The sequence below is a fragment of the Klebsiella sp. BIGb0132 genome, assembly GCF_024810075.1.
Classification (GTDB): Bacteria; Pseudomonadota; Gammaproteobacteria; order Enterobacterales; family Enterobacteriaceae; genus Klebsiella; species Klebsiella terrigena.
The window spans coordinates 353,847-366,024 of record NZ_JANUDW010000002.1; the positions used below are offsets into that span (position 1 = coordinate 353,847).

12 protein-coding genes are annotated in these 12,178 nt (G+C 59.5%); 8 read left to right on the top strand and 4 right to left on the bottom strand.

The annotated features are described in order from the left end of the window. Positions 1-163: 163 nt before the first annotated feature. The gene (locus M2416_RS08565; RefSeq protein WP_076946786.1) at positions 164-997 is read right to left on the bottom strand and encodes an oxidoreductase; all 834 of its coding nucleotides are present in this window, start codon (positions 995-997) and stop codon (positions 164-166) included. 164 nt (positions 998-1,161) lie between these two features. Between M2416_RS08565 and M2416_RS08570 the strand changes: the two genes are divergently transcribed. Then, positions 1,162-2,094: an AraC family transcriptional regulator gene (locus M2416_RS08570; protein ID WP_076946787.1), complete on the top strand. Its 933-nt coding sequence runs from the start codon at positions 1,162-1,164 to the stop codon at positions 2,092-2,094. Here M2416_RS08570 and M2416_RS08575 read toward each other — a convergent pair. Then, a complete protein-coding gene (locus M2416_RS08575; RefSeq protein WP_076946788.1) occupies positions 2,083-2,757 on the bottom strand; it encodes a GntR family transcriptional regulator in 675 nt (224 codons plus the stop codon). The genes M2416_RS08570 and M2416_RS08575 overlap by 12 nt on opposite strands. A 227-nt stretch (positions 2,758-2,984) precedes the next feature. Here M2416_RS08575 and M2416_RS08580 point away from each other — a divergent pair, with 227 nt between their 5' ends. The 6 genes from M2416_RS08580 to M2416_RS08605 are packed head-to-tail and all read left to right on the top strand — an operon-like array spanning position 2,985 to position 9,937. Beyond that, a complete protein-coding gene (locus M2416_RS08580; RefSeq protein WP_076946919.1) occupies positions 2,985-3,845 on the top strand; it encodes an alpha/beta hydrolase in 861 nt (286 codons plus the stop codon). Between the two features lie 12 nt (positions 3,846-3,857). Next, positions 3,858-4,964 carry a C45 family autoproteolytic acyltransferase/hydolase gene (locus M2416_RS08585; protein ID WP_076946789.1) on the top strand — a complete coding sequence of 369 codons (1,107 nt, stop codon included), beginning with the start codon at positions 3,858-3,860 and terminating at the stop codon, positions 4,962-4,964. A 13-nt stretch (positions 4,965-4,977) separates the two neighbouring features. After that, positions 4,978-6,522, top strand: a complete 1,545-nt coding sequence (locus tag M2416_RS08590; protein WP_259223307.1) for an ABC transporter substrate-binding protein — start codon at positions 4,978-4,980, stop codon at positions 6,520-6,522. A gap of 18 nt (positions 6,523-6,540) precedes the next feature. Next, the gene (locus tag M2416_RS08595; RefSeq protein WP_123708164.1) at positions 6,541-7,482 is read left to right on the top strand and encodes an ABC transporter permease; all 942 of its coding nucleotides are present in this window, start codon (positions 6,541-6,543) and stop codon (positions 7,480-7,482) included. After that, a complete protein-coding gene (locus M2416_RS08600; protein ID WP_259223310.1) occupies positions 7,479-8,300 on the top strand; it encodes an ABC transporter permease in 822 nt (273 codons plus the stop codon). Before M2416_RS08595 ends, M2416_RS08600 begins: the two co-directional genes overlap by 4 nt. Further along, positions 8,300-9,937, top strand: a complete 1,638-nt coding sequence (locus M2416_RS08605; RefSeq protein ID WP_259223312.1) for a dipeptide ABC transporter ATP-binding protein — start codon at positions 8,300-8,302, stop codon at positions 9,935-9,937. The genes M2416_RS08600 and M2416_RS08605 overlap by 1 nt, the downstream gene beginning before the upstream one ends. 88 nt (positions 9,938-10,025) lie before the next feature. On the opposite strand, the gene nemA is transcribed toward M2416_RS08605, so the two are convergent. Both nemA and M2416_RS08615 read right to left on the bottom strand, forming a co-directional pair. Then, on the bottom strand, positions 10,026-11,123 hold the full coding sequence (gene nemA, locus M2416_RS08610; RefSeq protein WP_041145843.1) for an alkene reductase: 1,098 nt from the start codon (positions 11,121-11,123) through the stop codon (positions 10,026-10,028). A gap of 53 nt (positions 11,124-11,176) precedes the next feature. Further along, the gene (locus tag M2416_RS08615; protein ID WP_076946794.1) at positions 11,177-11,776 is read right to left on the bottom strand and encodes a TetR/AcrR family transcriptional regulator; all 600 of its coding nucleotides are present in this window, start codon (positions 11,774-11,776) and stop codon (positions 11,177-11,179) included. 143 nt (positions 11,777-11,919) lie between these two features. Here M2416_RS08615 and M2416_RS08620 point away from each other — a divergent pair, with 143 nt between their 5' ends. After that, positions 11,920-12,159: a DUF1289 domain-containing protein gene (locus M2416_RS08620; RefSeq protein ID WP_041145841.1), complete on the top strand. Its 240-nt coding sequence runs from the start codon at positions 11,920-11,922 to the stop codon at positions 12,157-12,159. Positions 12,160-12,178 lie beyond the last annotated feature (19 nt).

The window sequence follows — 12,178 nt, forward strand, 5'->3', positions numbered from 1 at the left end:
ACAATGATAATGATTATCAAGATCATTCGTATTATCATTAATCATGTGGGTTTAGCCGAAACGTCGGGCCACGCGGCAGGGGGTTGTGCAGAGGGGCAGGAGGTGGGGAGCGTTAAACGGCGGTCGGGTTCGCGTCCTTCCCTGGACGGAACCCCGGCGTATTTTAGCCATCCGTGGAGCGGCTGATCTCCTCCCAGGCTTCGATATCGGCGCTCATCTGCTGAAGCTTCTCTTTAACAAACGTTACCGCGTCACTCCCCAGCAACAGCGACGTCGGTGGGGTCGGATGATTAATTAGCTCCAGCATTGCCCGCGCCGCCCTGCGAGGATCGCCCGGCTGGTGGCCGCTGCGCTGCATCCGCGTTTCGCGAATGGGGCCGAAGCTGCGGTCGTAATCGTCAATGCTGCGGGCTGCGCGCACCATTGAGCGTCCGGCCCAGTCGGTGCGAAACGATCCCGGCTGAACCGCCGTCACCGCGATATTAAAGGGCTTAAGCTCTTTGGTTAAGGTTTCGGAAATACCCTGCAGGGCGAACTTACTCCCGCAGTAGTAGCTGATGCCGGGCATGGTGATGAATCCGCCCATTGAGGTGATATTCAGAATGTGACCGGCGCGGCGCGCGCGGAACCAGGGTACAAAAGCTTTAATCATCGCCACCGCGCCAAATACGTTGACGTTGAATTGCGCCACGAGATCCTCGAGCGGCGACTCTTCCATGATCCCCTCGTGACCGTAGCCGGCGTTATTGACCAGCACGTCAACCGCGCCTATTTCCCGCTCTACGGCATCAACAAGCGGCGGGATGGCGGCAAAATCGGTGACATCCAGCACCCTGCCAAAGCACTGACCCGGCGACAGGGCCTCAAACTGCGCCCGGTCGCTCTCGTTTCGTAGCGTTCCGACCACCCGATGCCCGGCGCTGAGCGCCTCTTCGGCCAGAGCCCGGCCAAATCCGCTGCTGACGCCGGTGATGAAAAATAGTTTTGCTGAATGCATACGGCTTCTCCTTCATTAAATTGAGCAGGCAGAATAGGGCCGAACGGCGGTATGGCGTAGCCCCGATCCTCTTTAGTCTTTGCCTGTTCCTATGAGCCGTCTGGACGCGACGGGCTGGGAGTGTCACACTTCTCGCAGGTTCCCGCTTCTTTAACGCAGGCTTTATGACAACGACTGATGACCGGAAAATGGTGATGCTGCTGGACCGCCTGACTCCGCAGGAGGGCTACAACCTTACTGCGCTGCCCGATGTTCGCTTTTTGCGATCGAACCGACCGCTGCAGCGCACGCCGGTTTTATACGAACCGGGGATCGTTATTGTGGTGCAGGGGAGAAAGCAGGGGTTTCTCGGCAATGATGTCTATTTGTATGATGCCCGGCATTATCTGATGGTCTCCGTACCGGTGCCGTTTACCATGGAGACCGACGCCAGCGCAGCCGAGCCGATGCTGGCTATTTACATTCGCCTGGACTTCACCTTAGCCGCCGATCTGCTGCTGGAGCTTGACGGCCGCGGCACGTCGGCGGCCGCTGCGCCGCGAAGCATGATGTCGAGCCTGATGGATGAGCAGGTCGGCGGCTCGGTGTTACGCTTTCTGCAGATTATGGCTTCGCCGCTGGATGCGGAAATGCTCGGACCGTCGATGCTGCGGGAGATTTATTACCGGGTACTTACCGGCGAGCAGGGACCGGCGCTGCGCAGCGCCCTGCGGATGCAGGGCCAGTTTGGCAAGGTGGCGAAAGCGATCCGAAAAATCCATGCGCAATACGCTGAGAGCCTTGACGTTAGCGCCCTGGCAAAAGAGGTCGGGATGAGCGTTCCGACCTTTCACAGCCACTTCAAGGCGGTAACCAACACTTCGCCGATGCAGTACCTCAAATCAACGCGCCTGCATCAGGCCCGGCTGCTGATGCTGCGCCACAACCTGACCGCCTCCGCCGCCGGCGTGCGGGTCGGCTATGAGAGCATTTCTCAGTTCAGCCGCGAGTTTAAGCGGCTTTTTGGCCTGACGCCGGTGCGTGAAGTTGAGCGCATGAAGCGCAATTTTTCCCTGCCCGCCCCGGTTACGCCCTCCGCGTTTGTCTCATCGCATTGAGCCGGCCGTTGGGGCAGGCGGCGCTGCCTGGGCGTTCGTCGGCAGATCGTCGTCCTGCAGGATATGCTGGCGCAGGAGCGTCGCCAGGGTTGAAGGGTCGCCTCGTTCTATCGCCTCGACCATCGCGAAATGTTCCTGTGAAGACTGGACGATCCTCGCATGCGAGTTCCATTGCCCCAGCGCCGCGGAGGGAACCCGGCTGCGGAGTTCGAAAATCAGTTCAATCATGTCTTTGTTCGAGCAGGGGGCAAGCAGCGCGCGGTGAAAGGCGAGGTTGGATTCATACTGCTGCAGGATGGTGCCGAACTGAGTGTAGTGGTCAAACAATTCGGCGCTCTGGCGCAGCGCGGCTAGCTGTGCGGGCTGGATATGCTCGACTATATCGCTGGCCGATGCGCTCTCCAGCACCGCGCGGATGCGCGAAATATTGCGGCGCTGCTGCACGTCGGGCGAATAAACATGGTATCCGCGATTGGGAACATGCTGCACCAGCCGTTCAATGACCAGCTGATCGAGGGCGCGGCGGACATCGCTGCGCGTACACTCATAGCGTTCCGCCAGTTCGACCTGTTTCAGCCAGGCGCCTGGCTGGAAAACCCCGGTATTAATGTCCATCGCCAGCAGGTTGGCAACGTGCACCAGAGTGCTTTTACTTTGCATCATATCCTCAGCTCCTTGTCCTGGTTCCCGCGATTTTTTGCAGCCTGATAATGAACGGTTCCCGGCTTTGGCACCAGTTTAAACCGTCTGCCTATTGGCTTTTGCTCTGACCCAAAGCTGAATTGTGACATGAACCAGATCTTTTGTTAATAAATTGTTTATTAAATTGGCGCCAATTTTGGTTTTGTGTTTGAATCAATTTTGAACAGCCGATGAACGAGAAACAATTTATGCAACTATCAGTAATTAAGAATGATTCTGAGCATGCCGCCGGGCGTAGCCAGGCGCTTTACTATCGCGGCAGCACGACGATTTTTTCCAGCCGACACGATCCCCGCTTCCAGTACTGCCTGTACGTCCCGCCCGGATTCGATGGTGACAAAACCGGCTATCGCCTGGTCGTCGCGATGCACGGTACCGGCCGTTCGATGGTGCAATATCGGGATGCTTTTACCGAGTTCGCCCGCTACAACCGCTGCGTTGTTCTGGCTCCTCTGTTCCCCGTTGGGCCGCTAGGGGATGGGAATTCACACGGCTTTAAATACATCATTGAGCAGGATATTCGCTATGACCTGGCGCTGCTGGCGATGATTGATGAAGTGAGCGAGCTGCTGGATTACGGCTTTGGCAAGTTTCTGCTGTTCGGCTACTCGGGAGGCGGTCATTTCGCCCATCGATTCCTCTACATTCACCCGGAAAAGCTGCTGGGGGTCTCCATTGGCGCGCCGGGTTCCGTCACGCTGCTGGACGACAGCAAGGCCTGGTGGCCGGGGGTGCAGAACTTTGAGCAAATCTTTGGCAGGCCTCTGGATTACCGCGCCTTAAAAGAGGTGGCGGTGCAGCTGGTGGTCGGCAAGGTCGATCTGGAAACCTGGGAGATCACCCATCAGCCCGGCGGCCGGTACTATCTGCCGGGATGCAATGATGCCGGCGCTACCCGTATCGAACGTAATACCGCGCTGCTCAACAGCCTACGTGAACACGGCGTGCAGGCGGAACAAGAGATCGTGCCAAACGTCGGCCACGACGGCATGAAGGTGCTGGATGAAGTAAAAGACTTTTTCCTGCGCGTACTGCAGGCAAATCGCTGAGGAGCGAATAACGTGACGCAACCTTTTCCCTTAATCGAAATTTCCGGCACGCCGTACGAGCGGGGCTGCCAGTACGGTGAGCAGGCTAAGGCTCGGATCCACGCCAGCGTGGCCATTTACGGCGACCAGCTCAACGCCCTGCGGATCGGCCAGGAACAGCGCGATCGCCTGATTAATAGCTTCAGCGCCATCATCCGCGAGTTTGACGCAGACTATCTCGACGAAATGCGCGGCATTGCCTGCGCCTCCGGGGTTTCGCTGGAAGCGATTGTGATGATCAACGCCCGTACCGAAGTTATCGCCCAGGCGCGCAGCCTGCAGCAGTACCAGACGCCGCACGACGACAGCATAAAAGATGGCTGTACCGGCGCGGTGATCCTGCCGCAGCGCAGCCCGCACGGAAAACTGATTCATGGTCAAAACTGGGACTGGCGCGCGGAGTGCGCGGAGAGTTCGGTGGTGGTGAAAATTAAGCGTCAGCAGGGGCCGGATGTCCTGACTTTTGTGGAGGCCGGGGGGCTTGGCCGCAGCGGTATGAACAGCGCCGGTATCGCCATCACCGCGAACTATCTGCGCTGTGAGCGCGATTATCAGCAGCAGGGCGTCCCGCTGTCCTTGATCCGTCGCAAGGCGCTGGAACAGCAGCACATGGCGCTGGCGATGAAGGTGGTCGCCACCACGCCGAAGTCGTGCTCCAACAATATGATCCTCAGCACAAAAGAGGGCTTTGCCATCGATTTTGAATGCGCCCCGGACGAAAGCTTCACCCTCTATCCGCAAAATGGCCTGCTGGTGCATGCCAACCACTGGGAGAGCCTGCCCGCACGCTGCAAAGTTCGCGAAGAGGGCATCGATGCCTCGCCGGATTCGCTGTACCGCAGCTGGCGCGTCCATGAATTACTTAATGCCCATGCAAAACCGGGAGAAGAGGAGATGAAAAACGCCTTTTTCGATGACTTCGGCTCCCCCTATTCCGTATGCCGTCCGCCACGGCCGGGGTTCAGTAGCGATTTATCCGCCACGGTGGCGATGATCGTGATGACCCCCGCCGAGGGGATGATGGATGTGGTCCCGCTTCCGGCACTTAACCGCGACTTCACGCGCTACACGCTCGATTAACAGAGAGATTGGTATGAAAAAATTATTATCAGCTGTTGCCCTGTTACTGCCGGGCATGGTGGCGCAGGCGGCCGATGGCGAGGTTATCCGTTTTGCGCTGAATCAGGATATCCGCAGCAGCCAGCCGGGCGTCAACCGGGACGGAAACACCGATGATGTCCTGATGCACGTGGTGGAAGGTATGGTGGGCTACCGTGAAGACGGTACCGTGGGGCCGATGCTCTCGTCATCGTGGGACGTGAGTAATGAAGGTAAAACCTATACCTTCCATCTGCGTGAAGGGGTGAAGTTTCACAACGGCGACGCCATGACGGCGCAGGACGTGGTGTGGAGCTGGAAGCACTGGAACGACCCGAAAACCCAGTGGCGATGTTTGCGCGAGTTTGACGGCAGCGGGTTGATTCATGTCACCGACGTCAGCGCCCCGGATGCGCATACCGTGGTCATGACGCTGGAAAAACCGGTGGCGCTGTTTCTGGACACCCTGGCGCGCACCGACTGCGGCGCGGCCGCGGTTATCAGCCCTAAATCGGTTGCCGCGGACGGCGCCTGGATTGCGCCGATCGGCACCGGGCCATTCAGCTTCGGCGAGTGGAAGCATGGCGAATACGTTTCGTTGAAGCGTTTTGCCGACTACAGCGCGCTGGCGGGGAAGGCGGATGGCTTTGTCGGCGGCAAAAAGGCGCTGGTGGACGAAGTGCGCTTTATGGCGATCCCCGATGCGGCAACGGTGAAGGCGGGCCTGCAGTCGGGAGCGGTGGATCTGGCGCAGGTGAGCCCGATTGACGGCATCGACCTGAAAAAAGACCCCAATATCGCTCTGGAAGTGGCGCCGAACGCCCAGCGTCACGTGATGCTGATTCAGACCGACGACCCGCTGCTGAAAAACGTCAAGCTGCGCCAGGCGATAGCCTCTGCGCTGGACAGCGAACAGATCGCGCTGGGAACCAGCCAGAATCTGGCACAGGCGTCCAACTCCAACATTTCCGTGGCCTCAGCGTTTTACAGCAATATTCAAAAGCAGGGCTATAAGTACGATCCGGCCCGCACGGCTCAGCTGCTGAAAGAGGCGGGCTATAAAGGCGAGCCGCTGGAGATTATCGCCAATAAACGCGCGACCGTGCCGAGCTTTGACATGGCCATTATTATCCAGGCGATGCTGCAGTCGGCGGGAATTAACGCCCGCGTCACCACCATGGAGTGGGCGACCCAGCTTGAGCGCTATCAGTCAGGGCGCTATCAGATGATGACCTTCACCTACTCCGCACGCTTTAACCCGGCGCTGGCGTTTGAGCAGCTGGTGGGCGATAAAACGAAGCAGAAACGCAAGGTATGGGGCGATCCGCAGGCTATCGCCATGACCGATGAGCTGGCCACCGTCGACGATCCGGCGCGGATCCAGGCCATCACCGATAAGCTGCACCAGCAGATGATTGCTGATGTTCCGCTGATCATCTTTTATCCCGGGCTGGATATTGTCGCGCACCGTAAGGCTATCAGCGGCTATAAATCCTGGCTCGCCGCCGCTGCGCGGTTGTGGAACGTCAGCAAAGCCTGATGAGATAAGGAGACGCGCATGTTGCAGTTTCTGCTTACCCGTATTTTGACTGCTATTCCGACGCTGCTGCTGGTGACCGTGCTGGTCTTTCTGCTGACGCGCATGGTGCCGGGCGATCCGGCCCTGCTGATGCTGGGGGATATGGCCACGGAGTCCAGCCTCGCCGATCTGCGCCACAGCATGGGGCTGGATCAGGGGATCGTGCAGCAGTTCTTCATTTGGACCACAAACGTGCTGCACGGTGACTTTGGCCACTCAATCCAGAGCGGTCAGGCGGTGCTGCCTTTGATTCTGCAGCGCTTCGGCGTGACGCTAAGCGTGGTGCTGGTGGCCATCGTTATCGCCTCGCTGCTTGCGGTGCCTGCGGGAATGCTGGCGGCATGGAAACAGAACTCCTCCCTGGATACCGGGCTGGTGATGTTCTCTACCTTTCTGCTGTCGATCCCGAGCTTCTGGATGGGGCTGCTTATTCTGCTGCTGCTCGGCCTGAAGCTGGGCTGGCTGCCGGTTGTCGGCTACGTCTCATTGAGCGATGACCTGAAGGCGGGGCTGCTGTATCTGCTGATGCCGGTGATGACGCTGGTGCTGGTGGAGATCGGCGCGCTGGTGCGCATGATGCGGGCCAGTACGCTGGAGGTGCTGCGGCTGGATTACGTTTCCCACGCTCGGGCGAAGGGGCTGCGCGAGCGCGCGGTGTTAACGCGCCACGTTTTCCCGAATGCCTTCGGGCCGACGTGGACCCTGATTGGCCTGACGCTCGGCAACCTGCTTAGCGGAGTGGCGGTGACGGAAACGGTCTTCAGCCTGCCGGGGCTCGGCCGCCTGCTGGTGGACGCCATTTACGCCCGCGACTATCCGGTTATTCAGGGATGTATGCTGTTTATCGCCACGCTCTATGTGCTCACCAATCTGCTGATTGATGCGCTCTATCCACTGTTCAATCCGAGGGTTTCTGCGTGAAGAGAAAAAATATCGTCCTCGCGCCAAACGCCCTGCTGGGAATCGCGCTGATTGGCACCATCGCGCTGGCCGGCATCATCGGCTTTTTCTGGACCCCGCTGGATCCGTCGCGGATCAATATTCTGGCGCGGCTGCAGGCTCCGGGCGCGGGTCACCTGCTGGGCACCGACGAATACGGCCGCGACGTGCTGAGCCGCCTGCTGGCCGGGGCGAATGCCAGTATGACTATCTCCCTGGTAACGGTCGGCTTTGCGCTGTTGGTCGGTATTACGCTGGGGCTTATCAGCGGCTACCTGCGCGGCGCGGTGGACCGGCTGATTATGATGGTGACCGACGCGCTGCTGGCCTTTCCCGGCATCCTGCTGGCGCTGGCGCTGTTGAGCATTCTTGGCAACAACCGCTACGGCATTATTCTGTCGCTGGGCCTCGCCTACACCCCCTCGGTGGTGCGCATCGTTCGCGGGACCGTGCTGGGATTGCGCGAGGCGGAGTTTGTCTCTGCGGCCAGGGTCATGGGGCATAACGAATGGGCGATCCTGCGCCGTCATATTCTGCCCAACTGCCTGGCGCCCTTGACGGTGCTGGCAACCTCGATGCTGGGCTGGGTGCTGATTTCAGAAAGCGCGCTCTCATTTCTCGGTCTCGGCGTGCCGCCTCCGGAACCGACGTGGGGCAATATGCTGGCCGCCAGCCGCAGCTATCTCGCCCAGGCGCCGTGGCTGGCGCTCCTGCCGGGCCTCTGTATATCGCTGGCGCTGCTGGGGGTAAACATGCTGGGTGACGCGTTACGTGATTATCTCGATCCGAGGATGCAGTGATGAACAATACAACCGCCTTATTGCAGGTCAGCAACCTGCGGGTTAGCGTCGCGGGGCGAGAGGTCGTAAAAGGCATCTCATTTGCGCTCGCTTCCGGCGAAGTGCTGGCGGTGGTCGGGGAGTCCGGCAGCGGTAAAACTCTGGCGATGCGTTCTTTAATTTCGCTGCTGCCGACGGGAGTGACCAGCTTTGCCGATTCGCTAATCTTTGACGACCACGATCTCAATCACCTTACCGCGGAGCAGCTGCGCGACCTGCGCGGCGCGGGCATCGGTATGGTTTTTCAGGAGCCGATGACATCGCTAAATCCGGCGATGACCATTGGCCGTCAGCTTGATGAAGGGCTGGCATTACACACTCGCCTTAGCGAGCCCGCGCGAAGGGCAAAGATTATTGCGATGCTGGAGCGCGTCGGCCTGGCGGATGCCGGGAAATTACTAGGCGCATACCCCCATGAGTTTTCCGGTGGCATGCGCCAGCGGGTGATGATCGCCGCGGTCATGCTGCTTGAGCCGAAGCTGATCGTTGCCGATGAGCCGACCACCGCGCTGGACGTGCTGGTACAGCATGAGGTTATGGATCTGATGCTGGCGCTCACCGCCGAAAAGGGCAGCGCCGTTATTCTGATTAGCCACAATCTGTCGATGGTTGCACGCTATGCGTCGCGCATTATGGTGATGGAACAAGGCGAAATCGTTGAGCAGAACGACAGCCAGCGGCTGCTGGCCGAACCGCAGCACGCCTACACCCGGCGCCTGCTGGAAGCGCTGCCGGTACGCCAGCCGGCGCCGGACCGCCAGCGGCTGCTGGCGGCGGAAAGCGTGATTGCGCTGACGGATGTCGATATCCGCTACGTAGGCCGCAAGTCCTGGTTCCGCCCGCAAAAGGTGACGCACGCGGTCAAAGGGATCAGCTTTAACGTGCGCGCCGGCGAGACGGTGGCGCTGGTCGGCGCGAGCGGTTCCGGTAAAACCACCATCGGTAAGCTTATTGCGGGCATGCTAAAGGCCAGCCAGGGCGTGCTGGCGTTTCGCGGGCGGGCGCTCAATCCGGCGGATAAGGCGCTGATGACCACCTGGCGGCGGGAGTGCCAGATGATCCAGCAGGATCCCTTCTCCTCGCTTAACCCGCGGATGCGCGTCGCGCAAATTATCGAAGAGCCGCTGCTGCTGGTGGCAACGATGAACCGCAGCGCGCGCGAGCAGCGGGTGCGCGAGGTGCTGGATGAGGTTGGGCTGGGAGACCTGTTTATGTCCCGCTATCCTCATCAGCTTTCGGGAGGACAGCGCCAGCGGGTGGCGATTGCGCGGGCGATTGTCCGGCACCCGGCCTTTATTATTGCCGATGAGCCCACTTCAGCGCTGGATATGACGGTACAGAAACAAATTCTCGAACTGCTCAAGCGGCTCCAGCGGCACTACGGGTTCGCCTGCTTGTTTATTACGCACGATCTCGGCGCCGTGGAGCAGATAGCGGACAGGGTGCTGGTGATGGAAAAGGGGGTTCTGGTCGAGAGCGGCTGGAGTGATGAGGTTCTGGATAATCCTCAGCATGCCTATACGCAGCGGCTGCTAGGCTGCCTGCCGGTTCTTATAGCGCGGGAGCAGGGAGGCTACCAGCTGCAGCAGCCGGCATGAACGCGTCGCTAAGCGGATTGCGGGCGGGCAGATGAAAAAATAGCGGCGTCAGGCCGCCGCTATTGTTTTGTCGCTATAAAAGAGGGCGTTACAGCGTAGGGTAGTCGGTATAGCCTTCTGCGCCGCCGCCGTAGAAGCTTTCCGGACGCTGCGGGTTGAGCGCCGCCTTGTGCTTCAGACGGGCAACCAGATCCGGGTTGGCGATAAAGTCGCGGCCGAAAGCCACGGCGTCAATCAGCCCTTTGCTAATCAGATCGTTAGCCTTTTCAACCGTGTAAGCACCCGCGCCGATGATGGCGCCCGGGAAGCGGTCGCGAACCTTCTGACGGAACTCATCGCTGTACGGCTGGCCACCGGCCCAGTCCGGCTCGGACATGTGCAGATAGGCGATGCCGCGTTTAGCCAGCTCTTCAATCAGATACAGGGCGTCGGCTTCTTCGTTCGGGCCATTATCGACGTTCTGGAAGCTGCCGATTGGCGATACGCGGATACCGATGCGATCGGCGCTCCACTCTTTACTGACCGCATCAACCACTTCCAGCACCAGGCGCGCGCGGTTTTCAACGCTGCCGCCGTATTGATCGCTACGCTGGTTAGAGGTTGGTGACAGGAACTGGTGCAGCAGGTAGCCGTGGGCCGAGTGCAGCTCAACGAGATCGAAACCGGCGTCGCGAGCGTTGCCTACCGCCTGGCGGAAGTCGTTGACGATCCCCGGGATTTCATCGAGCTCCAGCGCACGCGGCATCGAGGTATCGGCGCGCACGGCGTGGCCGTTCTCATCGCGCAGCGACGTACGGGTGCCGGCGCTGATGGCGGAAGGCGCAACCGGCGCCGCGCCGCCTGGCTGCAGGCTGTTATGCGAAATACGACCGGTGTGCCACAGCTGTACGGCAATATGTCCCGCTTCGGCGTGAACGCCGGCGGTGATTTTCTGCCAGGCCGCGATTTGTTCCGGGCTGTGCAGACCCGGGGCGCCGGCATAGCCTTTAGCCTGGGCGGAAATCTGCGTCGCTTCGGAGATAATCAGCCCGGAGCTGGCGCGTTGGCGGTAATACTCGGCCATCAGCGGAGTCGGGATATCGCCGGGCTCGATGCTGCGCAGGCGGGTCAACGGAGCCATAAACACGCGGTTAGGTACGGTGACCGCACCCACTTTCAACGGGGTAAACAATTTTGATTCGGACATAATGACTCCTGAGTAGACCGGTCGTCTCGTAATTCGTTAAATAAAAACGCCTGTTAAACGCCAGGCGCGGCAATAATACTTTTGGCATGGGCAAGGGCGCTTTCAAGCGGCGTTGCGCTGCGCGTAATCTTGGCCTGCAGGTTGGCGCCCAGCCACAGAGAGTAGAGCACCTGCGACAGCGTTAACGCGTCGCCGCTGAAGACCAGGCTGCCTTCCTGACGGCCCTTTTCCAGCGCTTCGCCAAGCAGCGAAATAATCTGGCTGGCGCCTTTATCCATCTCGGTACGCATCGACTCCGACAGATCGCAAACTTCCGCCGACAGCTTCACCGTCAGGCAGCCGCTGATAATGCCCTGCTGGCAAAACTGGGTCAGCGTATGCTGATAGTAGGCCAGCAGACGATCGCGATAGTTGCCTTCGCCGTGGGCGAAATGCTCCACCAGCCGCTGCAGATAGCCGGCGTAGTGATGTTCCAGCAGCGCAACCCCGTAAGCTTCCTTCGAGCGAAAATAGTGGTAGAAAGAGCCCTTCGGCACTTCCGCCGTTTTCAGCAGCTCGCTCAGGCCCATCCCGGTAAAGCCGCGGTGCATGCACAGCTGTTCGCCGGTGGCCAGGATATGTTCGCGGGTATCGCATTCGCTATGTTTGTTCATGCCGCTCACTGTAGTAGACCGATTGGTCTAATGCAAGCGATAATTTTAAATGATGCGTGGCGCAGAGGCTGAGCAACAAAAGTTGCCAACCGCGGATGAAACGTCTTCAATGAGAGAGAGAACGAGGTGACCGGAGGCGTGAGGTGGCAGAGCAGCTGGAGTTTTTCCCGGTACAGAGTCCGTGCCGGGGAATTTGTCAGTCGGACGAACGCGGCTACTGTCGCGGCTGTTTGCGCAGCCGAGAGGAGCGTTTCGGCTGGCAAACGATGAGCGACGTACAAAAGCAGGACGTTCTGCGGCTGTGTCGTCAGCGCCTGTTGCGCAAATTACGCGCGGCTAAGGCGGAAACAGCGGAAGAACCGCAGCAACCCTCACTGTTTTAATGGCAAAAATGGGTATACT

Coding starts and splice junctions, on each gene's coding strand:
- M2416_RS08605 (WP_259223312.1), top strand. CDS start 8,300: ATGAACAATACAACCGCCTTATTGCAGGTCAGCAACCTGCGGGTTAGC.
- M2416_RS08565 (WP_076946786.1), bottom strand. CDS start 997: ATGCATTCAGCAAAACTATTTTTCATCACCGGCGTCAGCAGCGGATTT.
- M2416_RS08570 (WP_076946787.1), top strand. CDS start 1,162: ATGACAACGACTGATGACCGGAAAATGGTGATGCTGCTGGACCGCCTG.
- nemA (WP_041145843.1), bottom strand. CDS start 11,123: ATGTCCGAATCAAAATTGTTTACCCCGTTGAAAGTGGGTGCGGTCACC.
- M2416_RS08615 (WP_076946794.1), bottom strand. CDS start 11,776: ATGAACAAACATAGCGAATGCGATACCCGCGAACATATCCTGGCCACC.
- M2416_RS08575 (WP_076946788.1), bottom strand. CDS start 2,757: ATGATGCAAAGTAAAAGCACTCTGGTGCACGTTGCCAACCTGCTGGCG.
- M2416_RS08580 (WP_076946919.1), top strand. CDS start 2,985: ATGCAACTATCAGTAATTAAGAATGATTCTGAGCATGCCGCCGGGCGT.
- M2416_RS08595 (WP_123708164.1), top strand. CDS start 6,541: ATGTTGCAGTTTCTGCTTACCCGTATTTTGACTGCTATTCCGACGCTG.
- M2416_RS08590 (WP_259223307.1), top strand. CDS start 4,978: ATGAAAAAATTATTATCAGCTGTTGCCCTGTTACTGCCGGGCATGGTG.